The following is a 24786-nucleotide window of genomic DNA, read 5'->3' on the forward strand; positions in this document are numbered from 1 at the left end:
GGGCGCATACCCTGTTTACGGTATTCTCCTGATTATAATAAAGACGCTAGCCCAAAAACGGCAGATATAACGCCACTTCGGTACCCCCCGCTCCACCCTGTACCCTCAGGCGCACGCCAAGCTTACTGGCGCGCGCATGCATGCCCGCCAGTCCGCGCGAACCCGGCCGGATAAGATCGGGCAGCATGCCGTGGCCGTCGTCGGCGACCCGCACCATGACCTCATCGCCTATCGGTTTGACCTCGATGCGGATCCGGGAAGGCTGCGCATGTTGCAGCGCGTTATTAATGGCTTCCTGCACAATTCGCAGTATGGATAGCGCCGACGCCGGCGTCAGGTAGTTTAGGGCGGGAATGGGCGCCACATCCCATTCCAGGGCAATGCCCAGCGCCCTCAGGCGCGGCTGCAGCCGAAAGCGCAGGTTGCCCAGCAGCGGCAGCAGATCATGCTCGGCCAGGTCCAGCGAGTCGATAATCAAACGCAGGTCCTGTAACGACTCCTCGATATGGCGGGCCAGTTCCTCCGGGTCGGTGTCGCGGCGGCGCGCCAGGCGCAGCGCGGTTATCAGCTGCGCTCCCATGCCGTCGTGCATGTCCTGCAGGATGCGCGCGCGTTCGGCGATAATTGCCGCGCGCTTTTCGATCTGGCTGCCTTCACGATCGATGATAAACCGCTCGGCAAAAAAATAGATCATGACAAAACAAAACGGCAGCGCGCCGACAAAACTCCAGCGAAAACTGTCCCAAGGCAACCATTCCATAATAATCAAATAAGACTGGGCGACGCTGAGCGTCCATATCAGCGCGGTCAGCGACAGGGCGATAAGCTTTACCGAACGGGTTGACCAGCCCCGCGCCAGCAGCAGGGCGATGGGCACCAGGCGCAGCAGTACGTGGGGCCAGGTTATCAGCCAGGCGCGATCCGTCGCCTTGCCCAGCAGCATCAGCGCCACGACGCTGATAACCGTCAGCAGGGTGAGGCCATGCAGCAATGGGGGGAACCAGCGCAGCCGCGCGCCGCAGAGGCGATAACCCGCCACGCACAGCGCCCAATACATAATGGTGGTGATCATCACCCGCAACCCTTCCTGGGCCCCGAGGGGAATAGCCAGGTCGGCGAGATAGGCGAGCAGCGTGGCCAGCGAGGCCAGCAGGGCGAATTGGATGATGAACACGCGCTTTTGCCGCCAGGTGTAGGCCACCAGGAAACACAGGGAACCGGCAATCAGCACCAGAAGGACATAGGGGACGATGACCTGCAAAAGATACCGCTCAAACCACAGGTCACGCAGCGCCAGCGCGGGCCCCAGGCGGATGGCGGAAAGCCCGCTGCGCAGCGCGCTGTCCCCTTCCAGCCTGACGGCCAGCTGATTGGCGCCGCTGCGGAACAACCCGGCCGGCAGCACGATATATAATGGCGATTCCTTCATGGGTTCAACGTGGCGGCCAGCGGCATCGTTGAAACGCACGCCCGGGTTAAGCAGCGAACCGTTAAGCCAGACTTCCCCGGCCACTGATAGATGCGGCAGGTATAAGGCCAGCGGCTGCGCCGGCGGCGCGTCAAGATGGAAATCCAGCCGATACCAGGCAATGCCGCTAAACGCCGGGATGCGCAGACGCCAGTTATCCGGTAATGCTACCGTCTCGCCATGCCGTGCGGGCGGCGTGGCATCGCGGCTGTAGATAAACTCCGCGCGATCCAACAGCCGCGTTGCCAGCGCCGCGTCGGCGCCGCCGGCCGGGGAAGAAGACGCACCCGCAGGCGGGGTCAGGCTTAGCAGCAGCGCCAGCCCGGCCCACAGCCCGCGTCGCCGAAGGAGCGGGCGCATTAGATCAAGCCCTGGTTCCGCGCCTGGATAATGGCCTCCACGCGATTATGAACGGCCAGTTTGCTATAGATATTCTTGATATGGGTGGCGACGGTATGCGTCGAGATATTCAGCATGCGTGCGGATTCCGCCACGGTAAAACCCTGGGAAATATGCCGCAGGATATCGATTTCCCGCGTCGTCAGGCCATCCGGGCGCACCGCGGCGCTGGATTTTTCCGCCGGTTCGAACCGTTTAAGCAAATGGCGGGCGATCTGCGGCGATAGCGGGGCGCCGCCGGCGTGCACCAGCTCCACCGCCCGGGCGAATTCATCAATGGCGGTATCTTTGAGCAGATATCCGCGCGCGCCGGCCTCGATGGCGCGGATAACATGGGCCTCGTCGCCGAAGATGGTGGCGACCAGCACCGCGGTGCGCGCCGCCTGCTGCTGCAGCGACTTAATCAATTCAATACCGTCGCCGTCATGCAGGCCCAGATCGATGATGGCGACATCGGGATCGGTATGCCGCAGCAACGCCCATGCCTCGCCCAGGGTGGCGACGCTTCCCGCCAGGGTCAGGCGGGGATGGCTTAACACCATGGACTCGAACTCCATGCGCATGGGTTCGTCGTCTTCAACCAGTAAAACCTTAATGCTGGAAGTATTCATGATTACGCCAAGGGGTAGCATTTAAATTAATAAGCCCAAAGAGGATGGGGAATGGTCTGCTCCTGGAGTGACCCTCCTGACACCAGGCCGGTTTAATTATTTTTGGTGATGAAATCGGCGGATCCAGTTTTACATGGAATGGCGGCATTGTGAAGAACCCGGTAACGGCGGGTTAACATTCTTATCGCTATCTTTACTTCATCAGGCTGGCGGCAACGCGTAGTTGAGGCGCATGGCGAGGGGCATCCGGTTGGCGATGATTTTTGTGCGAAATAATCTGCTAATGCTGATGTTGAACTAAAGAGAATATAGCGTTTTATCACCGGCGCAGGGGCAATGTAAAAGCCGTCGCTTTCAGATTAACCTCAAGTGAAAATGTCCGGATGGCGCCGGTATCGGTTTTGGCACTTAACGCGCGCCGTCTTGTTCCTTCTTTTGCCCGTTCCGCCGGCCCCCTCAGGACCCTGATCCCCGCAATGTCATTATCAGCATTTCATTAAGATTACAAAAACGATCAATGATATTTCATTTCAAAAGAAATAACTTTCAAAACGTGACGTATATCTAACAAACCATAACCTAAGTCGCCTATCTTAAGCAGCGCAGTATATCGACGCCCGTATTGCCAAAGGTGCTTTTCCTTGTTTGTACCCCGAAATGGAGAAAATTATGATTGACGTGATCGCCCACGGCGCCGAGTGGTTTATCGGCCTGTTTCAAAAAGGCGGTTCGGTGTTTGTCGGCATGGTTACCGGCATCCTCCCGCTGCTTATCAGTTTATTGGTCATTATGAATGCCCTGATCGTTTTTGTGGGCCAGAGCAGGATTGAACGTCTGGCGCAGCGCTGCGCGGGTAATCCGTTGTCGCGGTATCTGCTGCTGCCGGTTATCGGCACCTTTGTCTTTTGCAATCCGATGACCTTAAGCCTCGGCCGCTTTATGCCGGAAAAATACAAACCCAGCTATTACGCCGCCGCCTCTTACAGCTGCCACTCCATGAACGGCCTGTTTCCCCATATCAACCCCGGCGAATTGTTTGTCTATCTCGGCATCGCCAACGGGCTGACCACGCTGAACCTGCCGCTGGGGCCGCTGGCGGTCAGCTACCTGCTGGTCGGCATGTTCACCAACTTTTTCCGCGGGTGGATAACCGATCTGACCACGTCGATTTTTGAACGCAAAATGCATATCCAACTTGATCAGCATGTCCGCTTGTAATCCCAGGAGAAGGCGATGAATACATTTATCCGTATTGAAAAAGGCGAAAGCGGCTGGGGCGGGCCCTTGCTGATTGAGGCCGTGCCGGGCAAAAAAGTGGTGTACATCACGGCGGGCACGCGTCCGGCGATTGTCGATCGCCTGAGCCGGCTCACCGGCTGGCCGGCGGTGGACGGATTCAAGGAAGGGGAACCGCCGGCGGATGAGATAGGCGTGGTGGTGATTGACTGCGGCGGCACCCTGCGCTGCGGCATTTACCCCAAGCGGCGCATTCCCACGGTCAATATCCATGCCACCGGCCGCTCCGGTCCGCTGGCACAATTTATCCTGGAGGACATTTATGTCTCCGGCGTGCGTGAGCAGAATATCCAACTGCTGGCGGATGATGATACCCAGGCGGCCAACGCGTCGCCGCAGCCGCAGGCCGCCAACGAGCGCGTCAGGGATACCGGCACGGCGGCCAAGGGCGCCGGCCGTGATTACGACACCAGCAAAAAAATTACCGAGCAAAGCGACGGGCTGCTGGCGAAAGTCGGCATGGGCATGGGATCGGTGGTGGCGGTATTTTTCCAGGCCGGGCGCGAAACCATTGATACCGTGCTGAAAACCATACTGCCCTTTATGGCCTTTGTCTCCGCGCTTATCGGCATCATTATCGCCTCGGGACTGGGTGATTTTATCGCCCACGGCCTGACGCCGCTGGCCAATAGCCCCATCGGCCTGGTGACGCTGGCGTTGATTTGCTCCTTTCCCCTGCTATCGCCGTTTCTCGGCCCGGGGGCGGTGATAGCGCAGGTTATCGGCGTCCTCGTCGGCGTACAGATAGGCCAAGGCCATATTCCCCCCCATCTGGCGCTGCCGGCATTGTTCGCCATCAACGCCCAGGCGGCCTGCGATTTTATCCCGGTCGGCCTGTCGCTGGCCGAAGCCAAGCAGGATACGGTCCGGGTAGGGGTGCCGTCGGTACTGGTCGGTCGTTTCCTGACCGGCGCGCCGACCGTTCTGCTGGCCTGGGCGGTATCCGGTTTTATTTACCAATGAAGTCTTTTGATGAGGGCGTTTGTATGCAGACGATTTACCAGACCACCTTTACCCGCGTCGGCGAAAACGCGCGCGAGTCGCTGGCCGACAATATGCTGATTACCTTCCGCGAGGGCGCGCCGGAAGATATCGAGTCCTACTGTTTTATCCACCGCCACGGCGATATGCAGGGCGAGCTGCGGGCCGGCGAGACGCTGACCCTGGCGAACGAGGCGTTCCCCATCACCGCGGTGGGCGACGTGGCGACCAGTAACCTGCGCGAACTGGGCCATATCACCATCCGTTTTGACGGCGCCGGGCAGGCGGAATATCCCGGCACCGTCCATGTCGCGGGACCGACCCCGGCCGATATCCCCGTCGGCAGCGTATTAGCCATTTTGTCTTGATTTATTATTCTGTAGGAGCACGTGTATGAAGCAGGTTGCGGTAGTCATTGGTGGTGGTCAAACCCTCGGCGCCTTTTTATGCGCAGGGTTGGCGCAGGCCGGTTACCGGGTGGCGGTGGCCGATTTAAATGCGCAGCATGCCTGGCAGGTGGCGGCGGATATTAACGATCGCCTGGGGGAGGGAACGGCATTTGGTTTTGGCGCGGACGCGACGAATGAAGAGAGCGTGACGCGTCTGGCGCAGCAGGTCGACCAGCAGTTCGGCCAGGTCAACCTGCTGGTGTACAGCGCGGGCCTGGCCAAGGCGGCGCCCATCACCCAGTTTGCACTGGTGGATTTTGATCTGTCGTTGCAGGTGAACCTGGTGGGCTATTTCCTGTGCGCGCGCGAATTTACCAAACTCATGATCCGTGACGGCATCGCCGGGCGGATTATCCAGATAAACTCCAAGTCGGGTAAAGTGGGCAGTAAGCATAATTCGGGCTACAGCGCCGCCAAGTTCGGCGGCGTGGGACTGACTCAATCGTTGGCGCTGGATCTGGCGGAGTACGGCATCACCGTTCACTCGCTGATGCTGGGCAACTTGCTTAAATCGCCGATGTTCCAGTCGCTGTTGCCGCAATATGCGAAAAAGCTTGGCCTGCGCGCGGATCAGGTCGAACAGTATTATATCGACAAGGTGCCGTTGAAACGCGGCTGCGAGTATCAGGATGTGCTGAATATGCTGCTGTTTTATGCCAGTGACAAAGCCTCTTACTGCACCGGGCAATCCATCAATATTACCGGCGGGCAGGTGATGTTCTGACCCGCACCCACCCCGCCGGAAGCCTCCGGCGGGGCAATTATTCCTGGAGGAGATGCCCGGATGAGTGCAACGGCGCTGCTGGTGTCAATCGCGATCGTGGCCTGGATAGGCCAGATTATCCTGGGCGGATGGCAAATCCGCAGTTTCAACCGCGCTTTCGACGCCTTGTGCCTGCGGGGACACGTGGGCGTGGGCCGTTCCGCCGGCCGCTTTAAGGCCAGGGTGGTACTGGCGCTGGCTTTTGACGGCGAGCAGCGGGTATGCGATGGTTTTATCCTGCGCGGCATCACGGTATTTGCCCGGCCACGGCGGCTGACGGCGTTAATCGGCCTGTCAAAAGCACAGCTCATTCCGTATGTCATATTTCCGCGCGATCCGGCATTGCAAACCGCGCTGTCTTTAGCGATTGAACCGAAATGAGGATATTTTCATTTTAAAAGCTGGTATCTTTCATTTGGAATGGTATTCAAGGTATAATCTCCGTCAGTGGCTATTTCGCCAATCGATTCGGAAATTGTTATGAAACCAAAGCAACGCCATGCGGCAATTCTGGAATACCTGCAAACGCACGGTAAAACGGCCGTGGAGGATCTTGCCAGTCGTTTTGCCACCACGGGTACCACTATACGCAAGGATTTAACCCTGCTGGAAGAAGAGGGGGCGGTTATCCGCACCTATGGCGGGGTAGTATTAAGCCGGGAGGAGGGCGATCAGCCCATCGACCGCAAGACCCATATCAATACCGCCAAGAAAAAGCAAATCGCCCGCCGGGCCGCCGGCCTGATTAACGACGGCGATTCCCTGATCTTCGATGCCGGCAGTACCGTGCTGCAAATGGTGCCCTATCTGGCGCAGTTTAATAATATCACCGTGATGACCAATAGCCTGACGATTGTCAATGAACTGGTAGAATTGGATAACGATCAGACCATCCTGATGCCGGGGGGGACTTATCGTAAAAACTCGGCATCGTTTCACGGCAGCCTGGCCGAAGCGGCGTTTTCCCATTTCAGTTTCGATAAATTGTTTATCGGCGCGGACGGGGTGGACCTGAACGCGGGCGTGACCACCTTCAACGAAGTCCACACGGTTAGCCAGGCCATGTGCCGCGCGGCGCAGCAGCTCATCCTGCTGGTGGATTCCTCTAAATTCGGTCGTAAAAGCCCCAACGTGGTCTGCGAACTGGACGCCGTCCATCTGCTGATCACCGATCGCGATATTAACCCGGTGTACCTGGCCGCGCTGCGGGAGAGGGGCATTGAAGTGATGCTGGTGGGAGAAGACGATGAGTGACCGGTTGCTGGCGTACGCGCGGGAAACCCTCGATATCGAGATCGCCGAAGCGCGGCGCCTGCGCGACCGCCTGGACGACAGCGTAACGCGCGCCTGCCGGCTGTTGCTCGGCTGCCGGGGAAAGGTGGTGATTTCCGGCATGGGCAAATCGGGGCATATCGGTAAAAAGATCGCCGCGTCGCTGGCCAGTACCGGCACGCCGGCGTTTTTTGTCCACCCCGCCGAGGCGCTGCACGGCGATTTGGGCATGATAGGCAGCCAGGACGTGGTGGTGTTTATCTCCTATTCCGGCCGCGCCCAGGAACTGAGGCTGATTTTGCCGCTGCTGGCCGAAAGCGGTATCCCGGTGGTGGCCATTACCGGCAACCTTGATTCACCGCTGGCGCAGGCCGCCGCCTGCGTGCTGGATATCAGCGTTGAGCGGGAGGCCTGCCCGATGGGGCTGGCGCCCACGTCAAGCGCGGTGAACACGCTGATGATCGGCGACGCGCTGGCGATGGCGCTGATGCGTTACCGCGGATTCGATGCCGAGCAATTCGCCCGATCGCATCCCGGCGGCAGCCTGGGGGCCAGTCTGTTGAACCGGGTGCATCATGTCATGCGCCGCGACGACCGTTTGCCCAGGATCAAGCAGCAGGACAGCGTGCTGGACGCCATGCTGGAACTGAGCCGAACCGGTCTTGGCCTGGTGGCGGTATGCGATAGCGAAAATCGGGTAGCGGGCGTATTTACCGACGGCGATCTGCGCCGCTGGCTGGTGAAAGGACATGGACTGGACGAGTGCGTCGGGCATGCCATGACCCAGCCGGGCTATCGGTTGCCGCAGGAATGGCGGGCCGGGGCGGCGCTGGCGGCGTTGCACCAGCACCATATCACCGCCGCGCCGGTCGTGGATACCGAGGGACGCCTGGTCGGCGCGCTTAATCTGCACGATTTGCATCAGGCGGGGATCGGCTGACCGGGCGCGGCTATAATCCATCGCGGTATTATTACCCACGGCAGGTTGAACTATTTTCCTCATGCTTTTATTTATCAACCGCGACAATATTGCTGTCGGCGTCATCAGATTAAATAACATGATACTTTTTTGACTATCTCTATCAGTTTATTTGATTAGATGCCGGAGAGGATATCGGTTAACGTAGCCCTACATTGTGACGAATATTATTGAAGATAACCCTTATGCTTACTGCTATTAATAACGGATTTGCACGTTTCGTGGATGGCCCCAACGCGGGTAAGCTTCTGTTACGCCTGACCTTCGGCATATTACTGTTATTTCATGGTTACGCCAAAACCCAGCATGGCGTCGGCTGGATCGCCGATTTATTGCAAAGCCACGGGTTGCCCGGTTTTATCGCCTATGGCGCCTTTATCGGCGAAATTATTGCCCCCATCATGATTATTGTCGGGTTTATGACCCGGCCGGCGGCGTTTATTATCGCTTTTAATCTGCTGGTGGCTACCCTGCTGGTTGGCATGGGGCATTTTTATAAACTCACGGATGTCGGCGCCTGGGCATTGGAAACGGAAGCGCTCTACTTTTTCGGCGGCCTGGTGATTATGCTGATAGGGCCGGGTAAATATGCCGTCATGAAAAACTGATCTTCCGGCGCGGCCGGCGAATAGCCGCTGGCCGCGCCTGGCATTAAAAGGGTAACGACAGGCGCAGGGCCAATGCCGCCAGCGTCACCAGCAGTACCGGCAGCGTCATTACCACTCCCACGCGAAAATAATAACCCCAGGAAATGCTCAGATTCTTTTTTGCCAGCACATGCAGCCACAGCAAGGTGGCCAGGCTGCCGATGGGGGTGATTTTAGGCCCGAGATCGCAGCCGATGACATTGGCGTAAATCATCGCCTGTTTAACCACGCCGGTGGCGGTGCTGCCTTCCACCGACAGCGCGCCGACCAGTACGCTGGGCAGGTTATTCATCACGGAAGATAAGAACGCGGTCAGGAATCCCGTGCCGAGCGTCGCCACCCACAGGCCCTGGCTGGCGAACCGGCTTAACAGGGCGGACAGCGCATGGGTCAGACCGGCGTTGCGCAGGCCATACACCACCAGGTACATCCCCAGGGAAAAAATAACGATTTGCCAGGGCGCGCCGCGCAGCACCCGGCCGGTATTGATGGCGCGGCCCTTTTTCGCCACCACAAACAGGATCAGCGCGCCGGCGGCGGAGATCAGGCTGACCGGAACGCCCAGCGGTTCCAGGCCGAAAAAGCCCCCCAACAGCAGGATCAGCACCACCCATCCGGTACGGAAGGTGGCCGGGTCGCGAATGGCATCCTTCGGCGCAGGCAGGCGCGCGACGTCATAATTTGCCGGTATTTCACGCCGGAAAAACAGGTGCAGCGTAATAAGGGTGGCGGCCACGGCGGCAATATTGACCGGCACCATGACCGAGGCATAGGCATTAAAGCCCAGTTTAAAATAATCGGCCGAGACGATATTCACCAGGTTCGATACCACCAGCGGCAGGCTGGCGGTATCGGCGATAAAACCCGCCGCCATGACAAACGCCAAAGTGGTGCTGCGCTTGAACCCCAGCGCCAGCAGCATGGACATCACGATTGGCGTGAGGATAAGCGCTGCGCCGTCATTGGCGAACAAGGCGGAAACGGCGGCGCCCAGCAGAATGGTATAGCTGAACAGCAGCCGGCCACGGCCGTTTCCCCAGCGGCCGACATGGAGCGCCGCCCAGGAAAAAAAACCGCACTCATCGAGCAACAGACTGATAATGATAATGGCGATAAAGGTGGCGGTGGCATTCCATACTATCCGCCACACCACGGCGATATCAGCCACCTCTACCACGCCGCTCGCGAGCGCCAGCCCGGCGCCGAGCATGGCGCTCCAGCCGATGCCCAGTCCCTTGGGCTGCCAGATAACCAATACGATCGTGAAGATAAAAATTGTTACAGCCGCAGCCATGGCGCCCCGCTTAATCCGCTAAATAAACAGCGGCGGACAGAACATGGGTTGCCGTAAGGCCGCTGAACTATCGGTAGAATATAACCGCTGGAGGGCGAAAATCCTTTTTTTTTTAATCCATCATCCGCAAAATTTTATTTGCTGATGACCCTTAACGGCAGCAGCAGCGGCAGCACGCCGATAAGCAACAGCGCCACGATATTCAGCGCGGGAACGATACCAATACGATCGCCGAGCGCGCCGTAGACGATAGGCATCAGGGCTCCGCAGCCAAGGGAGATGGTATAAAAAATGGAAAAAGCGCGGGTTTGCTGGCCGGGTTTGGCGAGTTCCGCCACGGTGCCGTACAGGATGGAAGACGTGCCGTTTAGCGCGATGCCTAAGGGAATCAGCAACAGATAACTGGCGGTTAACGGGGTAAATAACAGAGCAATAATAAGCGCGGCGGTGAATATTTCACTGACGGCCACGGTGCGTAATACCCCAAGCCTGGGCGCCAGTGCGCCGCAGACTAATTTGCCGCAGGCGCCGCCGATAAAAATGGTGGTCAGCGCGAAGCCGACGCCGGCGGGCGTCGCGCCCTTGGCGGCCAGTAAAAAAGGCAGGAACGTCAGGGTGCCGGCGCGCGTGGCGTTATCCAGACTGCCGATAACGCATAAGGAGATAAAGGCTAACCGGCGTCTGGCCTCGGGGACGCGGGGCAGCGGCTGATAGGCGGCGCCTTCCCGTCCCGGCGACGGCGCAACGCCGGCTTGTCCGGCAACGCGTTGGGGCAACAAAAAGCGCAGGCCGACGGCCACCAGGATGCCCGTAACCGCGATGACCCGTACCGACCAGCCCCAGGCGATGAGTAACAATAAACCAGAAATGGCGCTGGGAATCAGGCACTTGCCGACATCGCCGAAAAAGTTATAGGTGCTTAGCGCCAGCCGGGTCTGCCGGACGGTAAAATACTGTGAAATATAGCTTGATGCCAACGGGTGCTGCACGCTGGCGCCCATGCCGCCCACGATAATCAACGCCATCAGTGGCAGGATGCCGCCGGAGAAACCATATAAAAATAACGCCGCGGACAACAGCAGCGTGCCGGCGATTAACAGCCTGCGCTCGCCAAACGCTTTGCCCAGTTCGCCCGCCGGAATCTGCCAGACGGCCAGCGAGCCGGAAAACAGCGTCTTGAGCAGCCCGATTTGCATCATCGACAGGCCGAACTGCTGCTGCCACACGGCAAACAGCAGGTAGTGCATGTCGGTCGCGCCATCATGATATAAATGCGCCAGGCTGGCCGCGCCCAGCACTTTGCGGCCGGCGCGGGCGACCGGTAAAGCCTGTTCAGGGGGGTTATCTTTCACAATGGTCATGACAATCCAGATTGGTTAGAAAACATGCCCGCCCGCCCCGGCGTTGCGGCGCGCGCCGATCAGCCGGCAAGATGGCAGGCAACATGATGCCTGTCGCCGACGCGGCGATCAATCGGCAACTGTGTAAAGCAGCGTGGCATCGCGTGCGGGCATTTGCCGCTGAAGACGCAGCCCCGGCCCGTATGCGGCCCCGTATCGGCGCGGAGGGCGGGCGTGGCGGCGACGGTTTTCAAACGCGGATGCGACGGCGGTATCGAGGCCAGCAGATAGCGGGTATAGGGATGCCGGGGGTCGGCAAACAGCGCATCCGCCGGCGCTTCCTCCACCAGGCGTCCCCGGTACATGACGCCGATGCGATCGGCGATATGGTGCACAACGCTGAGATCGTGGGCGATAAATAAGTAGGCAAGACCATTTTCCCGCTGCAGTTCCAGCAGCAGGTTCAGGATCTGCGATTGAATCGAAACATCCAGCGCCGAGACCGGCTCGTCGCAGACGATAAGCCGGGGATTGAGGATCAGCGCCTTGGCGATGCCCACGCGCTGGCGCTGTCCGCCGGAAAATTCGTGCGGATAGCGTTTGGCGTCCGCCGGGCTGAAACCCACCCTGGCGAGCAGTTGCCCGACGCGGGCCTCGCGTTCGGCGCTATTACCGATACCGTGGATAATTAACGGCTCCGCCACGCTGTAACCGATGGTACGCTTGGGATCCAGGGAGGACAGCGGATCCTGGAATATCATCTGTATATCTTTGCGCAGGGCGCGCAGGGGCGCCGCCGACAGGCTGAAAATATCGCGGCCGGCAAAATCGGCGCGCCCCGCGCTGGCGTCGGTGAGCCGCAGCAGCGTCCTGCCGGTCGTGCTTTTGCCGCTGCCGGATTCACCCACCAAGGCGTAGGTTTCCCGCTCATCAACATGAAAACTAACGTCATCCACCGCGGTGATCCAGCGAGTGCGCAGACCCTGGCGGACTTTGAATTTTTTCGTCAGGTGACTAACGCGCAACAGCGGCGGCGGGTAAACGGCAGTTGGGTTCATAATACTGTTTCCCGGTCGAGTTCTTCGGCTTTCCAGCAGCGCACGGCATGACGCGAAGCCTCCGGGCCGGCGGTCGCGCCGCCATCCCTTATCGCCGCCAGCGGCGGATGACGCCGGCATATGGCGCCGGCAAACGGGCAGCGGGGGGCGAAGCCGCAGCCGGCCGGGCTGTCGGTAAGCGGGGGCACGCTGCCCTTGATTTCCGTCAGCCGGGATTGACGCGCGCCGCGCAGCGACGGGATTGCCGCCATCAAACCCCGGGTATAGGGGTGCCGGGGCCGGTCGAATAAGGTCATGACGTCGGCTTCCTCCACCACTTCACCCAGATACATGACGATTACCCGCTGGCACATTTGCGCGACGACCGACAAATCATGGGTAATCAAAATGATGCCCATGCCGTTGGCGGCCTTAAGCGACTCCAGCAACTGCAGGATTTGCGCCTGAATCGTCACATCCAGGGCGGTGGTCGGCTCATCGGCGATAAGCAGCGCCGGATGGCAGGCCACGGCCATGGCAATCATCACCCGCTGGCGCATGCCGCCGGAAATTTCATGGGGATAAGCGGCGCAACAACGCGCCGGATCCGGGATGCCCACCTGTTCCAGCAGCGCCATCACCCGCGCGGCCCGCTGCCGGCGGGACAGGTCGGCGTGCAGTTGGAGGCTCTCGCCGATCTGGCGGCCGACGGTAAAGAGCGGGTTTAAACTCGACAGCGGATCCTGGAAAACCATCGACAGGGTATTGCCCTGGATGGCGCGCCGCTCGCGCTGCGATAGCGCCAGCAAATCGCGGCCGTTAAAGCGTACGCTGCCCTGCGCCTCGGTGATGCGGGGGTCCAGCAGCCCCATAACGGCTTCGGCGGTGACGCTTTTACCACAGCCGGATTCGCCGATAATGCCCAGGGTTTCATGCGCCTTCACGGCGAAAGAAATACCGCGCACCGGCCTGACGACGCCCTGTTCAGTGGCTATTTTGACCACCAGGTCATTCACCGCCAGCAGCGGGGCGCCGGGTATCATACTGTCTGCCATAACGCTAAGGCCTGTCTCTTAACATGCCCAACACGCGTCGCGGCAAGGGGCGGATGGTGGGATCCAGCAGGTCGCGCAGGCCGTCGCCGAGGATATTAAGGGCTAAGATCAGGATAACGATCGAGATGCCGGGAAAAAAGGTCATCCACCAGGAGGTAAAGATCACTTTTTTACCCTCCAGCAGCAGATTGCCCAGGCTGGGCATCGGCGCCGGCACACCGGAGCCGAGAAAACTTAACGCCGCCTCGGTAAGAATGGCCACGGAAAAAATAAAGGTGATCTGCACGATAAAGGGCGACATCACATTCGGCAGGATATGGCGCCAGATCATGCGCCCGTCGGTGGCGCCCTGGGCCCTCAGGCCCTCGATATAATTCTTTTCCTTAATCACCAGCGCCGCCGAGCGCACCACCCGCGCGATGGAGGGGATATATACCAGTGACAGCGCCAATACCACATTCAGGGTGTTCGGCCCCAGGATGCCGACGATGGCAATGGCCAGCAACAGGGAAGGGAAGGCAAACAGGCCGTCGCAAACGCGCATGGCGATCAGATCCACCGGCCGGTACCAGGCGGACAGCAGGCCGGTTATCAAGCCGAATACCCCGGCGGCCGCGGCGACCGACATGCCCACCAGCAGGGAGATGCGAATGGCGTAGGCCACGCGCGTCAACACATCGCGGCCAAAGTTATCGGTGCCGAACCAATGCTGCGCGGTCGGGCTTTTTAACCGGCTGAGCGGATCGAGGGCATAAAGATCGTAGGGGCTGAAATACCCCGCGGCCAGTGACAGCACGACCAGCAGCAGCAGTATCACGCCGCCGGCCAGCATCATTTTATGACGCGACAATCCCGTCATGGCGCGGCCCTCCTGGTTGCCATGGCGCGGGCGCCATGCGTTGCGAAAAAGCGGGGTGGCGGCGCATCACGCCTTCACCTTAAGGCGCGGATCGATCCACCCAAACGACAGATCGACCAGCAGGTTAATCATTACGTAGCTGGTGGTAATCAGCAGCACCGACCCCTGGATCACGGTAAAATCCCGCCGCTCGATGGAATCGATAATCAATGACCCGACGCCGGGAATGCCGAACACGCTTTCAATCACGATGGCGCCGGTGATAAGCGATCCAAAGGATTCGCCGCAGATATTCAGTACCGGGATCCAGGCGTTTTTAAACGCATGGCGCAGCAATACCCCCCGTTCGGGAACGCCTTTGGCCCGCGCGGTCTTGATGTAGTTCTCATGAAGCACGTCCAGCATGACCGCGCGGGTCATGCGCGCCAGCAGGGCGGCGATGCGGATGGCCAGCGCCAGCGCCGGCAGGAACAGGTAATGCAGGTTTTGCCACAGGCTGAGTTGGCCGGATTTATAGCCGATCACCGGAAACCAGCGCAGATGGACGGCAAAAAAGAAAATCAGGAACAGGCCGAGTAAAAAGCCCGGAATCGACAGCCCGAAGGTCGCCAGCGCCATAATCAGGCGATCGGTAAAGCGCCCGCGCCGGTAAGCCGCCGCGATGCCGCCCAGGATACCAAGCAGCATGGCCATGCCCTGCGCCAGCAACGCCAGCGATAGCGTGGGTTTAAGATGCTGCATGAACAGCGTGATCACGCTTTCCCGCATAAACAGGGAGTAACCCAGATCGCCTTGCAGGATGCGGGAAAACCATAGCCAGAACTGTTCAACCAGCGGCCGGTTAAGGCCGAGCCTGGCGCGCATCGCCAGTACGTCTTCCGGCCGGGCGTCATTGCCGAGAACCACCAGCACCGGATCGCCCGGCGCAAGATGCACCAGGCAGAACACCACCACCGCCACCACCAGCAATACCGGGATCAGCGCCAACAGCCGGTGTAACGCATACCATACCATTTGTTTATCCTTGCCCGCCGTAACCGGGCCGGCAGCGGGCCGCTAAAAAACCGACCGGGCAAAGGTTATTTATCCGGGACCTGCACATTCCATAAAATCGGGCCGATCAGGTCCGCGTAGCCCTTGACGCCGTCCTTGACGGCAATGGGTTCAGGCTGGGTATGGCCCAGCACAATCACCGGCAGGTATTGCCAGGTCAGGACGTGCAGCTTGTCCACCAGCGGTTTGGCATCCTGTAGCGAGGGCGCCTGCTTAATGCGATCCAGAACGCTGTCGATGTCCGGGCTGTTGGACCAGCCGGGGAAATTGGCCCGCGAGTCGAGGAACGGATATTGATGCAGCACCTGGCGCATGGAGAATTCCAGGGCGCAGAGGTCGAAATTTTTCGGGTCCTGGCGGCGCTGCAATACCGTCGGCCAGTCATAGACATCCAGCCGGGATTTAACGCCGATTTGTTTCAGCACCTGTTGGGCCACGATCGCCAGGTTGTAGAGTTCGGCATATTCCTTGGTGGCGATAATCACCACCTCCTGCCCCTGGTAGCCGGATTCCTTGACCAGCCTGCGGGCCTCGTCGAGCTTATTGACGTTATAGTAAGGTTTGCCGGCCCCGCTATACCAATCCACCTGCTGCGGAAATCCCAGGGAGGAATCGGCGCTGAAAAAACGCGGGTCGCTATAGCCGGCCAGCAGGACGCTGTTGACATCCAATGCGGTATTAAACGCCTGGCGCAGCTTGACGTCGGCGAAGGGTCCGGTTTTCTTATTGAACAAATAGGTGATAAGCGAACCGCCGGATTCCGGGGCAAATAACTGAATGCCCGGCGCCTGTTTAAGCTGGTCGATATTATCCTTGGGCAGGTTAAACACCAGATCGTACTCGCCGGTCAGCGCGCCGGCCAGCCGGGTGGATTCATCGGTAACATACCGGAAAAAAATATCTTTCACATAGGCGTTCTTTTTGCCCGCCAGGCCGCTGGCCGGTTCACTGCGGGAAACATAACCGTCAAAGCGGGCGAGATGCAGATATTCGCCCTGTTTGAACTCCGCCAGCCTGTAGGGGCCGGTGCCAATCAGCTCGGTCACCGGGCTTTTCGTCTCGTTGGCCTTATCTATGATGCTTTTTGGCATGATGGCGGCAATATTCTTCACATCGGCCAGAATATTCAGCGTGATAAGCGACGGCGTTTTCAGGGTCAATTGCACGGTCAACGGGTCGATTTTAGTAAAGGCGGCGCCCGGCAGGTTGGCTTTACCCTGGGTGGACAACGCCAGCCAGCGGTTCATGGAGGCGACAACGTCGTCCGCGGTCATCGGCTGGCCGTTCTGGAACACGATATGGTCGCGCAGGGTAAAGGTATACACCAGCCGATCGTCGCTGAGCTGGTAATGATCGACCAGTTCCGGCACCGGCTCGAACTTATCGTTAATCACGAACAGCTCTTCGAAAATATGACGGTCGACATCCGAGGTGGCGTTATTGGTGGTCAGATAAGGATCCAGGGTGCCGGGCCGGTTGCCGTAGGCGATATTCAGGGCGCCGCCGCCGGTGGCCGGGGCGGTGTACCCGGGCAGGGCCGCGCACAGTAAAAACAGGGCGGCATGGAACCGCATGGTATTGATTAAGCTCATGCTTGCTCCTGCTTGATACGTTCGAGCAGATGCGCGTCGGTCAGCAGCCGGTAGCCGGTTTTAGCCAGCACCCGGGCGCCGGTCACCAGCGCCTGGTAGCCGCGTGGGGAATTGGCGGCTTCGCGAAACGCCGCCGTATGGCCTATCAGGTCATCGGGACCTATCTTGATATAGGGATGCGCGGTAGGCACGGCATGGCTGATATCGCCGGCGTCGGTGGACCCCAGACCTTCTTTAGGCGTGAGATCCACCTGTTCGCCATGGGCGGACAGGACATCCAGCAGCAGGGTATTCAAGGTGTGGTTAATGCGAAAATCGCGCGGACCCACCTGGTGTTCTATCTCCACGCGCGTGCCGGTGGCCAGCGCCGCCCCCTCGGCAATGGCGCGGATGCGCGGCTCCAGCGCTATCACTTCCTCGCGGGTATTGGCGCGGATGTAATAATGCGCCGCGGCGAATTCCGGGATCACATTCGGGGCCTGGCCGCCATCGGTAATAATGCCGTGTACCCGAACGCTCGCCGGCAGCTGCTGGCGCAGTACGCTGATGCCGTTATAGAGCAGCACCACCGCGTCCAGGGCGTTGATGCCCAGATGCGGGGAACTGCCCGCATGGGAAGGCTTGCCGTAAAAATTAAAATAAAGATGATTATTGGCAAGCGACGGGCCCGACAGGCGCGTGCGGCCGGCGGGATGGATCATCAGCGCCGCGTCCACTCCCCGCAGGAAGCCATGTTCGACAAAACGGGCTTTGACATTGCCGTTTCGCCCGCCCGGTCCCTTTAGCCCGCCTTCCTCCGCCGGGGTGCCCAATACCACGATTTTGCCGCCGGTTTCCGGCAAGGTTTCCGCGAGCGCAATGGCGGCGGCGATGCTGGTCACGCCGATAATATTGTGTCCGCAGGCATGGCCGATGCCGATCAGGGCGTCGTATTCCGCCAGATAGGCCACCGTCGGCCCGGGTTTGCCGCTATCCCTGACGGCGTGAAATGCGGTTTCATGCCCGGCCACGTTGGATGTCACCGTAAATCCCGCCGCGGTCAGCAGGCCGGTAAGGATCTTATTGGCGTAATATTCATTATTGCCGGTTTCCGGATGCGCATGTATATCCTGGCTGACGGCAATATACGTTTCCCGCTGCCGATCAATGGCATCGTCAATCCGTTTGATCAGGGTATCGGTGGTCATGGGTAACCTCATAATGAGATAAATAGTATTAGGACATGCGCAAAACCATACACTATTTCGCAATTGAGCTTAAAATGAAAATAGCGCATAACCTTAGTGAATTTCTGGACGAAGGTTGCCGTGCGGTTATTTTTTAGAAATAAGCGGAATATTACCAAAGCGCCCAATTCGTGGGGTCCTATTATTTGGTTATAATCAAGTCAAAAATATAAAAAGTATAAATTTCAGTCTATTGAAAAGAGATTGATGAAATAATATTCTCTTTTTCTACAGCGTTGACGGAAGAGAAGAAGAATTATTTTTCACGACTGCCTAATTTATCGCCATATCGACGGTGTTGAGCGTATTGGCCGGCATATAGTCAGTTATTCACTTTGAATATTCATATCTTAGCTAAATAAGGCAGAGCCTTTGCCTTTATACTGTGCCCCGTGCTACTGGCCTAACAATAAAATGACTCGCTTTCATTTCACAGGATATTTTATGCATAAAATAATAACGGCGGCGTTTGGCGCGGCCGGCTGGTTAATGTCATTATCCCCGTCCTTTGCCGCTGCGGCGGTGCCGCAGGAAGTGCGGATTGCCTACAGCGGCGGTTCGCAAGTGCTGATGTTGGCGAAGGCGGACGGCAGTCTGGAAAAAGCGCTGGGCACCAAGGTGAAGTGGGTGCAGTTCGCCTCGGGCGCCGATGCGCTGAATTATTTCGCCAGCGATGCCATCGATATCGCCAATTTTGGTTCCAGCCCGGCCACCGCCGGCATCGTGCGCAAGCTGCCGGTGGAAATCGTCGGCATTTCCGGCGTCATTGCCACCTATGAGCGCCTGATCGGCAAACCGGGCATCAATAGCCTGCAGGATATCGAGGGCAAACGTGTGGGCTACCCGCCCAACTCCACGTCCCAGTACGCGCTGGAAGCGGCGATAGCAGTGCATAAACTCGATCGCGGCAAGATTACCCTGATCCCGCTGCGCCCGGCGGAACTGGTGGCGGCCTGGAAACGCGGCGATATCGACGCCGGTTATGTCTGGGCGCCTTTTGCCCAGGAGCTGGAAGCGTCCGGCGGCCATCAGGTGTTCGCCACCAAGGATCTGCAAAAGGACGGTTATCTGATTTATAACAACTACGTGGTACGCAAAGCCTTTGCCCGGCAATATCCTGAGATCGTGGCCAACTTCCTGAAGGTACATCAGCAAAAGGTGGATGAATTCCGCCGCGACCCCGATGCCGCCGCCGCCATTGTCGCCCGGGAAGTAGGCGCGCCCGTCACCACCGCCACCAATACCCTGTCCGGCCTGGAATATCCCTCCATCGCCGAGCAGGGCACCGCCGCCTGGCTGGGCGACGGCACCAATACCGACGGCAGCGGCATCGGGCAGGCGGTGAATAAGACCGCCCATTTCCTGGAGAGCACCGGCGAGGTACGTCAACGGGATATCCCGGCCACCTGGAGCGGGGCGATTAATTCCAGCTATATCCGCCAGGCCGCGGGTAAATAAATACCGTTATGAAAGTTGTTCATCATCTTGCTATCAGCGTCGTCTCGGTGGCGCTGTTTTTCCTGCTCTGGCAAATCGCCGGGGAACGGCGCTGGGTCGACCCGCTATTGCTGCCGCCTTTGTCGGATCTGGCAGAAACCACGGTTGAGCTGTTGCGCGACGGCTACCGCCAGGTGCCGCTTTGGGAGCATATCGCGGTGAGCCTGGCGCGGGCGCTGAGCGCTTTTGCCGTCGCCATCGTGTGCGGCATCCCGCTGGGTCTGCTGATGGGGTTGTCGGCGCCCATCGCCGCCGCGCTCAACCCGTTTGTGCAGTTTTTGCGGCCCTTGCCGAAAATCGCCCTTATTCCGCTGGCGGTGGTCTGGCTGGGTATTGGCGAGTCGTCGAAATTTTTCCTTATTTTTATCGCTACTTTTCTGAGCGTGGTGGTGGGTGCCGCCGCCGCGGTGGAGCGCATCGGCGATGCCCGCATCCGCGTAGCGCAGACGCTGGGCGCCTCGCGCCGGCAGATTTTCTGGCGGGTGGTCTTGCCGGATACCTTGCCCGAGCTATTTACCAGCGTGCGGCTGTCCATCGGCGTCGGCTGGACGTCGCTGATTGCCGCCGAACTGGTGGCGGCTACGTCGGGCCTGGGGTGGATGGTGATCAACGCCAGCGCCTATCTGCGCACCGATATCGTGATGATAGGCATCCTGCTGCTCGGCGCCATCGGTTATATGCTGGATCTGGCGATCGTGGGAGTACAGAAATGGCTGGTGCCCTGGGCGGGGAAGGACGCATGACGGCACATATCGCTGTTGAACATATTACGCAGGTTTTTACCGGCAGGCAGGCGCCCCTGACGGTGCTGGACGATGTCTCGCTGTCACTGGCCGCCGGGGAGTTCGTGGTATTGCTCGGCCCCTCCGGCTGCGGCAAATCCACCATCCTGAATATGATTGCCGGCTTTACGCCGGTACGGCAAGGGCGGATCTTGTGCGCGGGTCGGCCGGTCAGGGGGCCGCATCCCAGCCGGGGCATGGTGTTCCAGCAGCCCAATTTATTTCCCTGGCTGTCGGTGCTGGCTAACGTCACCTTCGGCGCGCGCATGGCGGGCCGGAAAAAGGCGGCGGCCGATGCCGACGCCAATGCCTGGCTTCAGCGGGTGGGACTGGCGGGTTTTGAACAGCATGCGCCCTGGCAGCTGTCCGGCGGCATGAAGCAGCGGGTGGCGCTGGCGCGGGCCTGGCTGCCCGACCCCGACATATTGCTGATGGATGAACCCTTCGGCGCGCTGGACGCGCAAACCCGGATGATGATGCAGGAACTGCTGCGCGCCGCCTGGAAGCAAACCGGCACGACGATTTTATTTGTCACCCACGATGTGGAAGAGGCGCTGTTTCTCGCCGACCGTATCCTGGTGATGTCGGCGCGGCCGGGGAAAATCGTTGAGGAAGTGCGGGTGCCGTTCGGCCCGCAGCGGGATATCGAGACCCTGGCGCAGGCCCCAGGCTACAGCGACATTAAACAACAGGTGCTTCACCGGGTGCGGACCGAGGCCCGGCGCCATATGCTGTAATGGTGCCCGGCGCGGGAGCGAATCCGGCGATTGCGCCCGCGCCGGGTAAGGATGGCGCAGCATCCGCCCACGCGCCGGGCGGGGCGCTACCGGGACAGCGGCTTCGGCGCGCCCAGTCGGGTGGCCAGCAGGGACAGGCCATAACACAGCAGGTAATAAATGACGCCGATAAAGATAAAAATCTCGGTGGGATAGATCTGTTCGCGGTTATTGACCTGGCCCGCCACGGTGGTCAGCTCCGGCACGTTAACGATAAACGCCAGCGAGGTATCCTTGATCAGGGAGACCATCAGCCCGATATAAGACGGCAGCAGATTGGGCATGGCCTGCGGCAATAAAACCCGGCGCAGGATTTGCCACTCGCCCAGTCCCGAGGCAAGGCCCGCTTCCACCTGTCCCGCAGGCAGGGCGTTCAGGCCGGCGAGCGTGGTATGCATCACCGCCGCCGAGGTAAACCAGGCCAGGGCCAGAATCACCGTCAGCGGACCGGGTATCGAGCCGCCGAACAGGATGGGCAGCAGGAAAAACAGCCAGAAGATAACAAAAATCAGCGGAATGCCGCGAATGATTTCAGCCCAGATAAACAGCGCCCGGCGCGTCCAGCCCGGATAGCGCCAGGCCAGGCACGCCAGCGTGACGCCGAGCGCCAGCGCCAGCGCGCCGGCGCACAGCGCCATCATCAGCGTCAGCAGCACGCCGCCCGGCTGGCCGTCGGCCAGGCGTCCCCATAGCAGGTAGGTCAGGTTAGCGAGGATCACGTCGATATTAAAGGTCATGGCGCGCTCCGCTTATCGGGTTGCCGGCCGGCGGCGCATCGAGGCCGGCCGCCGGCAACAGCGGTTGCCTGCCGTCGCGGCGCTTTGGGCCCACATATATCAGCAGGGATCCCATCGCCACGCCCAAGAGCAGATAAAGCCCGGTGCCCACCGCAAACGCCTCAAGCGCGTGGGCGTTAAAACTCTCCACCCGGCCTATCTGATAGGTCAATTCGGCGAAGCTGATGCCGCTGGCCAGCGACGAAAGCTTCATCAGGTTCAGGTATTGCCCGACCAGGGGCTGCCAGGCATTGAGCAGTCCCTGCGGCAACAGCACATGGCGCAGGATTTGCCACTGGCTGAACCCTTGCGATAGCGCGGCCTCCGTTTGTCCCGGCGGCACGGAGTTCAACCCCGCCTGGATTTCCTCCAGCAAAAACGCCGCGCAGAACAGCGACAATCCCCAGGCGGCGCAAAGGAATTCCGGCGCCAGCCACAGGACGTTGCCCGGCAGAATCGACCAGGGGTGCATATCGCCGATGTACAGGCGCACGCCTTGCGGCAGCGCGCCCCAGGCGGCAAAATACCAGAACAATAATTGCACCAGCAGCGGCGTGTTGCGAAACACCGAGACAAACGCCGCCGCCAGGGCGCGGCCAATCGGCCCCGGCGCCAGGCGCAGCGCCAGCATCAATAGGGTTATCAGCGTCGCCGCCAGGCAACCGAACAAGGTGACGTACAAGGTGGCGGCAAAGCCGGACAGGATCCATTGCCAGGGCTGGCCGGTCAGCACGCCGGCCCAATCCAGGTGCCAGGCCATCAGCTCTCCTCCAGGCGCGCATGCAGCGGATTAAGCACCTTCTGCAAAAAACGCTGCGCGCGCGGATGCACCGGCGCGCTGAAAAAGGTCTCCGGGTCGGCCTGCTCCAGAATGACGCCGCCGTCCATAAACACCACCCGATCGGCTATTTCGCGGGCGAAGCTCATTTCATGGGTGACCACCACCATGGTGATGCCGCTATGGGCCAGTTCCTGCATTACCTGCAGCACTTCGCCGATCATTTCCGGGTCCAGCGCCGAGGTCGGCTCATCAAAAAGAATCAACGTCGGGTCCGTGACCAGGGCGCGGGCAATCGCTACCCGCTGCTGCTGGCCGCCGGACAGTTGGGCCGGCAGAAAAGACGCCTTATCGCCCAATCCCACCCGCTCCAGCAGACTCTGCGCTTTGGCATGCGCTTTCGCTCGCGTCCAGCCGTGCACGGTGATCAGCGCCAGGCTGACATTATCCAGGGCGTTAAGATGGCCGTAGAGATTAAACTGCTGGAACACAAAACCGATATGGGTGCGAAGTTCACGCAGCGCGCGGCCTTTCAACGCCGAGGTGGGATGGCCGTCGATCAGAATTTCACCTCCGCTTACGGTTTCCAACTGGTTGATCAGGCGTATCAGGGTGGATTTCCCCGACCCCGAGGGGCCGCAAATCGCCACCACCTCGCCGCGTCCGACGCTGAAATCCACCTGGCGGATCACGTAGTGGGGGCCGAAAAATTTATCAACCTGGCGGAACTCGACGGCGGGGATGGCATGTGGGGCAGGGGTATCCGCCACCGGGGCGGCGGATGGTTGCAGATTGTCGTACTGGGATTGCATTGATTCAGCCTGATTATTTCGCTGTTATGGTAAACAGACGCGGTTGAGGCGATTTGGTCTGGGGTCCGAACCAATTATTATAGATGGAGGTAGCCTGGCCGTTTTTTTCCAGTTTCAGCAGCTCGTTATTAACGAAGGTCAGCAACGCGGTCTCGTCTTTTTTCACCCCGACGCCTATCTCTTCTTTACTCAGCAGCTCCGGCAGCACTTTATATTTGGCTTTATCCGGCGCGCCGTCGAGCAGGCCGGCGAGGATGGTGCTGTCCTGGGTGATGGCCTGCACGTTGCCGTTGCGCAGCGCCGTCAGCGCCAGCGGAATATCATCATAGGACAAGACGCGCGCATTCGGGAAACGATGATGCAATTCCTGCTCGCCGGTGGTGCCCTTTACCGCGCCGATACGCGCGTTGGCGTAACCGTCCAGTTTATCAGGCGAGTTTACCGGCACCAGGAACTGCTGCCCGGTGACAAAATAGGGAATGGAAAAATCAATGACCTTGGCCCGCTCCGGCGTGATGGTAATGTCGGCCACGATAATATCGGCTTTACCCGACTGCAGCAGAGGAATGCGGTTGGCCGGATTGGTGGGCACCAGCTCCAGCTTCACGCCCAGCGCGTCTGCCAGCGCCTTGGCAAAGTCCACGTCGTAGCCGACGATATTATGGGTTTTGGCATCGACGGAACCAAACGGCGGGTTGGAATCGAAGGTGGCGACACGAATAACGCCGGCCTGCTTGATATTGGCCAACTGGTCGGCATGGGCGGCAACGGAGACGATACTGCCTAACGCTAACACAGTCAGCAGCGATAACGCTGAAGGCCGGCTATTAATGAATAAGGCCATTTGCTTTTCCTTGATATAATTTTAATATAATTTAACCACTTCATGGGGTTATTCCATGGCGCTGGTTTTCTGCTGAGGAATATTACATAGGCAACGATAATTAACCACGTATAAAAAAGCATATGTTTATCACCACTAAGCATAAGAATAACTTATGACCTATCGGGCCAGTGGCCGGCGGGCATTTATGCCAGTGAACA

The 24786-nt window shown here is 59.3% G+C and carries 25 protein-coding genes; 11 read left to right on the forward strand and 14 right to left on the reverse strand.

The window, feature by feature from the left end:
- Positions 1–46: 46 nt before the first annotated feature.
- Positions 47–1828: a sensor histidine kinase gene (locus ACL2XQ_RS07560; RefSeq protein WP_413733125.1), complete on the reverse strand. Its 1782-nt coding sequence runs from the start codon at positions 1826–1828 to the stop codon at positions 47–49.
- Positions 1828–2478: a response regulator gene (locus ACL2XQ_RS07565; protein ID WP_413722447.1), complete on the reverse strand. Its 651-nt coding sequence runs from the start codon at positions 2476–2478 to the stop codon at positions 1828–1830. The genes ACL2XQ_RS07560 and ACL2XQ_RS07565 overlap by 1 nt, the downstream gene beginning before the upstream one ends.
- A gap of 669 nt (positions 2479–3147) precedes the next feature.
- On the opposite strand from ACL2XQ_RS07565, the gene ACL2XQ_RS07570 reads away from it, so the two are divergent.
- The 8 genes from ACL2XQ_RS07570 to ACL2XQ_RS07605 all read left to right on the forward strand — a co-directional run bounded on the left by ACL2XQ_RS07570 (position 3148) and on the right by ACL2XQ_RS07605 (position 8826).
- Complete coding sequence (locus tag ACL2XQ_RS07570) at positions 3148–3696, forward strand: PTS glucitol/sorbitol transporter subunit IIC (protein WP_410015713.1); 549 nt, start codon at positions 3148–3150, stop codon at positions 3694–3696.
- A gap of 15 nt (positions 3697–3711) precedes the next feature.
- Complete coding sequence (locus ACL2XQ_RS07575; protein ID WP_413722448.1) at positions 3712–4737, forward strand: PTS glucitol/sorbitol transporter subunit IIB; 1026 nt, start codon at positions 3712–3714, stop codon at positions 4735–4737.
- 23 nt (positions 4738–4760) lie between these two features.
- The gene (gene srlB, locus ACL2XQ_RS07580) at positions 4761–5123 is read left to right on the forward strand and encodes a PTS glucitol/sorbitol transporter subunit IIA (protein ID WP_413740200.1); all 363 of its coding nucleotides are present in this window, start codon (positions 4761–4763) and stop codon (positions 5121–5123) included.
- A gap of 25 nt (positions 5124–5148) precedes the next feature.
- Entirely contained in the window at positions 5149–5928 is a 780-nt protein-coding gene (gene srlD, locus ACL2XQ_RS07585; RefSeq protein ID WP_413728659.1) for a sorbitol-6-phosphate dehydrogenase, read from the forward strand.
- 60 nt (positions 5929–5988) lie between these two features.
- Positions 5989–6348 carry a transcriptional regulator GutM gene (gutM, locus tag ACL2XQ_RS07590; RefSeq protein ID WP_410015709.1) on the forward strand — a complete coding sequence of 120 codons (360 nt, stop codon included), beginning with the start codon at positions 5989–5991 and terminating at the stop codon, positions 6346–6348.
- 99 nt (positions 6349–6447) lie between these two features.
- The gene (srlR, locus tag ACL2XQ_RS07595; protein ID WP_410015708.1) at positions 6448–7221 is read left to right on the forward strand and encodes a glucitol operon DNA-binding transcriptional repressor SrlR; all 774 of its coding nucleotides are present in this window, start codon (positions 6448–6450) and stop codon (positions 7219–7221) included.
- On the forward strand, positions 7214–8179 hold the full coding sequence (gene gutQ, locus ACL2XQ_RS07600; protein WP_413722452.1) for an arabinose-5-phosphate isomerase GutQ: 966 nt from the start codon (positions 7214–7216) through the stop codon (positions 8177–8179). Before srlR ends, gutQ begins: the two co-directional genes overlap by 8 nt.
- A 224-nt stretch (positions 8180–8403) precedes the next feature.
- Positions 8404–8826 carry a DoxX family protein gene (locus ACL2XQ_RS07605; RefSeq protein ID WP_413722453.1) on the forward strand — a complete coding sequence of 141 codons (423 nt, stop codon included), beginning with the start codon at positions 8404–8406 and terminating at the stop codon, positions 8824–8826.
- Positions 8827–8869: 43 nt separating this feature from the next.
- Here ACL2XQ_RS07605 and ACL2XQ_RS07610 read toward each other — a convergent pair whose 3' ends face one another.
- The 8 genes from ACL2XQ_RS07610 to ACL2XQ_RS07645 form a co-directional block, all read right to left on the reverse strand.
- Positions 8870–10159: an arsenic transporter gene (locus tag ACL2XQ_RS07610; RefSeq protein WP_410015706.1), complete on the reverse strand. Its 1290-nt coding sequence runs from the start codon at positions 10157–10159 to the stop codon at positions 8870–8872.
- Positions 10160–10293: 134 nt separating this feature from the next.
- Positions 10294–11520 (reverse strand): MFS transporter, encoded by a 1227-nt coding sequence (locus ACL2XQ_RS07615; RefSeq protein ID WP_413730684.1) that lies wholly within the window; start codon positions 11518–11520, stop codon positions 10294–10296.
- 59 nt (positions 11521–11579) lie between these two features.
- Positions 11580–12557: an ABC transporter ATP-binding protein gene (locus ACL2XQ_RS07620; protein WP_410015704.1), complete on the reverse strand. Its 978-nt coding sequence runs from the start codon at positions 12555–12557 to the stop codon at positions 11580–11582.
- The gene (locus tag ACL2XQ_RS07625; protein WP_410015703.1) at positions 12554–13591 is read right to left on the reverse strand and encodes an ABC transporter ATP-binding protein; all 1038 of its coding nucleotides are present in this window, start codon (positions 13589–13591) and stop codon (positions 12554–12556) included. The genes ACL2XQ_RS07620 and ACL2XQ_RS07625 overlap by 4 nt, the downstream gene beginning before the upstream one ends.
- Before the next feature lie 4 nt (positions 13592–13595).
- On the reverse strand, positions 13596–14450 hold the full coding sequence (locus ACL2XQ_RS07630) for an ABC transporter permease (protein WP_413730683.1): 855 nt from the start codon (positions 14448–14450) through the stop codon (positions 13596–13598).
- A gap of 66 nt (positions 14451–14516) precedes the next feature.
- Positions 14517–15464, reverse strand: coding sequence for an ABC transporter permease (locus tag ACL2XQ_RS07635; RefSeq protein ID WP_413740201.1), 948 nt, complete (start codon positions 15462–15464; stop codon positions 14517–14519).
- Positions 15465–15529: 65 nt separating this feature from the next.
- Positions 15530–17095 carry an ABC transporter substrate-binding protein gene (locus ACL2XQ_RS07640; RefSeq protein ID WP_413740202.1) on the reverse strand — a complete coding sequence of 522 codons (1566 nt, stop codon included), beginning with the start codon at positions 17093–17095 and terminating at the stop codon, positions 15530–15532.
- Complete coding sequence (locus tag ACL2XQ_RS07645; RefSeq protein ID WP_413740203.1) at positions 17092–18282, reverse strand: M20 family metallopeptidase; 1191 nt, start codon at positions 18280–18282, stop codon at positions 17092–17094. Before ACL2XQ_RS07645 ends, ACL2XQ_RS07640 begins: the two co-directional genes overlap by 4 nt.
- A 483-nt stretch (positions 18283–18765) precedes the next feature.
- On the opposite strand from ACL2XQ_RS07645, the gene ACL2XQ_RS07650 reads away from it, so the two are divergent.
- The 3 genes from ACL2XQ_RS07650 to ACL2XQ_RS07660 are packed head-to-tail and all read left to right on the forward strand — an operon-like array spanning position 18766 to position 21337.
- Positions 18766–19779: a glycine betaine ABC transporter substrate-binding protein gene (locus ACL2XQ_RS07650; RefSeq protein WP_413740204.1), complete on the forward strand. Its 1014-nt coding sequence runs from the start codon at positions 18766–18768 to the stop codon at positions 19777–19779.
- Positions 19780–19787: 8 nt separating this feature from the next.
- A complete protein-coding gene (locus tag ACL2XQ_RS07655) occupies positions 19788–20561 on the forward strand; it encodes an ABC transporter permease (protein WP_410015698.1) in 774 nt (257 codons plus the stop codon).
- Entirely contained in the window at positions 20558–21337 is a 780-nt protein-coding gene (locus ACL2XQ_RS07660; protein ID WP_413733111.1) for an ABC transporter ATP-binding protein, read from the forward strand. Before ACL2XQ_RS07655 ends, ACL2XQ_RS07660 begins: the two co-directional genes overlap by 4 nt.
- An 86-nt stretch (positions 21338–21423) precedes the next feature.
- Here the strand turns inward: ACL2XQ_RS07660 and ACL2XQ_RS07665 are convergent, their stop codons facing one another.
- From ACL2XQ_RS07665 to ACL2XQ_RS07680, 4 genes are read right to left on the reverse strand one after another with little or no spacing between them, the layout of a single operon-like run.
- Positions 21424–22113: an amino acid ABC transporter permease gene (locus tag ACL2XQ_RS07665; RefSeq protein WP_413722459.1), complete on the reverse strand. Its 690-nt coding sequence runs from the start codon at positions 22111–22113 to the stop codon at positions 21424–21426.
- Positions 22103–22912 carry an amino acid ABC transporter permease gene (locus ACL2XQ_RS07670; RefSeq protein WP_413722460.1) on the reverse strand — a complete coding sequence of 270 codons (810 nt, stop codon included), beginning with the start codon at positions 22910–22912 and terminating at the stop codon, positions 22103–22105. The genes ACL2XQ_RS07665 and ACL2XQ_RS07670 overlap by 11 nt, the downstream gene beginning before the upstream one ends.
- Complete coding sequence (locus tag ACL2XQ_RS07675; protein ID WP_413722461.1) at positions 22912–23742, reverse strand: amino acid ABC transporter ATP-binding protein; 831 nt, start codon at positions 23740–23742, stop codon at positions 22912–22914. Before ACL2XQ_RS07675 ends, ACL2XQ_RS07670 begins: the two co-directional genes overlap by 1 nt.
- Before the next feature lie 13 nt (positions 23743–23755).
- Positions 23756–24586: an ABC transporter substrate-binding protein gene (locus tag ACL2XQ_RS07680; RefSeq protein ID WP_413728654.1), complete on the reverse strand. Its 831-nt coding sequence runs from the start codon at positions 24584–24586 to the stop codon at positions 23756–23758.
- Between the last annotated feature and the right edge of the window lie 200 nt (positions 24587–24786).

The organism is Sodalis sp. RH14, assembly GCF_047324285.1.
Classification (GTDB): domain Bacteria; phylum Pseudomonadota; class Gammaproteobacteria; order Enterobacterales; family Enterobacteriaceae; genus Acerihabitans.

Excerpts from the sequence above, each read along its gene's own strand:
- ACL2XQ_RS07560 (WP_413733125.1), bottom strand. The coding sequence starts at position 1,828 with ATGCGCCCGCTCCTTCGGCGACGCGGGCTGTGGGCCGGGCTGGCGCTG.
- ACL2XQ_RS07565 (WP_413722447.1), bottom strand. The coding sequence starts at position 2,478 with ATGAATACTTCCAGCATTAAGGTTTTACTGGTTGAAGACGACGAACCC.
- ACL2XQ_RS07570 (WP_410015713.1), top strand. The coding sequence starts at position 3,148 with ATGATTGACGTGATCGCCCACGGCGCCGAGTGGTTTATCGGCCTGTTT.
- ACL2XQ_RS07575 (WP_413722448.1), top strand. The coding sequence starts at position 3,712 with ATGAATACATTTATCCGTATTGAAAAAGGCGAAAGCGGCTGGGGCGGG.
- srlB (WP_413740200.1), top strand. The coding sequence starts at position 4,761 with ATGCAGACGATTTACCAGACCACCTTTACCCGCGTCGGCGAAAACGCG.
- srlD (WP_413728659.1), top strand. The coding sequence starts at position 5,149 with ATGAAGCAGGTTGCGGTAGTCATTGGTGGTGGTCAAACCCTCGGCGCC.
- gutM (WP_410015709.1), top strand. The coding sequence starts at position 5,989 with ATGAGTGCAACGGCGCTGCTGGTGTCAATCGCGATCGTGGCCTGGATA.
- srlR (WP_410015708.1), top strand. The coding sequence starts at position 6,448 with ATGAAACCAAAGCAACGCCATGCGGCAATTCTGGAATACCTGCAAACG.
- gutQ (WP_413722452.1), top strand. The coding sequence starts at position 7,214 with ATGAGTGACCGGTTGCTGGCGTACGCGCGGGAAACCCTCGATATCGAG.
- ACL2XQ_RS07605 (WP_413722453.1), top strand. The coding sequence starts at position 8,404 with ATGCTTACTGCTATTAATAACGGATTTGCACGTTTCGTGGATGGCCCC.
- ACL2XQ_RS07610 (WP_410015706.1), bottom strand. The coding sequence starts at position 10,159 with ATGGCTGCGGCTGTAACAATTTTTATCTTCACGATCGTATTGGTTATC.
- ACL2XQ_RS07615 (WP_413730684.1), bottom strand. The coding sequence starts at position 11,520 with ATGACCATTGTGAAAGATAACCCCCCTGAACAGGCTTTACCGGTCGCC.
- ACL2XQ_RS07620 (WP_410015704.1), bottom strand. The coding sequence starts at position 12,557 with ATGAACCCAACTGCCGTTTACCCGCCGCCGCTGTTGCGCGTTAGTCAC.
- ACL2XQ_RS07625 (WP_410015703.1), bottom strand. The coding sequence starts at position 13,591 with ATGGCAGACAGTATGATACCCGGCGCCCCGCTGCTGGCGGTGAATGAC.
- ACL2XQ_RS07630 (WP_413730683.1), bottom strand. The coding sequence starts at position 14,450 with ATGACGGGATTGTCGCGTCATAAAATGATGCTGGCCGGCGGCGTGATA.
- ACL2XQ_RS07635 (WP_413740201.1), bottom strand. The coding sequence starts at position 15,464 with ATGGTATGGTATGCGTTACACCGGCTGTTGGCGCTGATCCCGGTATTG.
- ACL2XQ_RS07640 (WP_413740202.1), bottom strand. The coding sequence starts at position 17,095 with ATGAGCTTAATCAATACCATGCGGTTCCATGCCGCCCTGTTTTTACTG.
- ACL2XQ_RS07645 (WP_413740203.1), bottom strand. The coding sequence starts at position 18,282 with ATGACCACCGATACCCTGATCAAACGGATTGACGATGCCATTGATCGG.
- ACL2XQ_RS07650 (WP_413740204.1), top strand. The coding sequence starts at position 18,766 with ATGCATAAAATAATAACGGCGGCGTTTGGCGCGGCCGGCTGGTTAATG.
- ACL2XQ_RS07655 (WP_410015698.1), top strand. The coding sequence starts at position 19,788 with ATGAAAGTTGTTCATCATCTTGCTATCAGCGTCGTCTCGGTGGCGCTG.
- ACL2XQ_RS07660 (WP_413733111.1), top strand. The coding sequence starts at position 20,558 with ATGACGGCACATATCGCTGTTGAACATATTACGCAGGTTTTTACCGGC.
- ACL2XQ_RS07665 (WP_413722459.1), bottom strand. The coding sequence starts at position 22,113 with ATGACCTTTAATATCGACGTGATCCTCGCTAACCTGACCTACCTGCTA.
- ACL2XQ_RS07670 (WP_413722460.1), bottom strand. The coding sequence starts at position 22,912 with ATGGCCTGGCACCTGGATTGGGCCGGCGTGCTGACCGGCCAGCCCTGG.
- ACL2XQ_RS07675 (WP_413722461.1), bottom strand. The coding sequence starts at position 23,742 with ATGCAATCCCAGTACGACAATCTGCAACCATCCGCCGCCCCGGTGGCG.
- ACL2XQ_RS07680 (WP_413728654.1), bottom strand. The coding sequence starts at position 24,586 with ATGGCCTTATTCATTAATAGCCGGCCTTCAGCGTTATCGCTGCTGACT.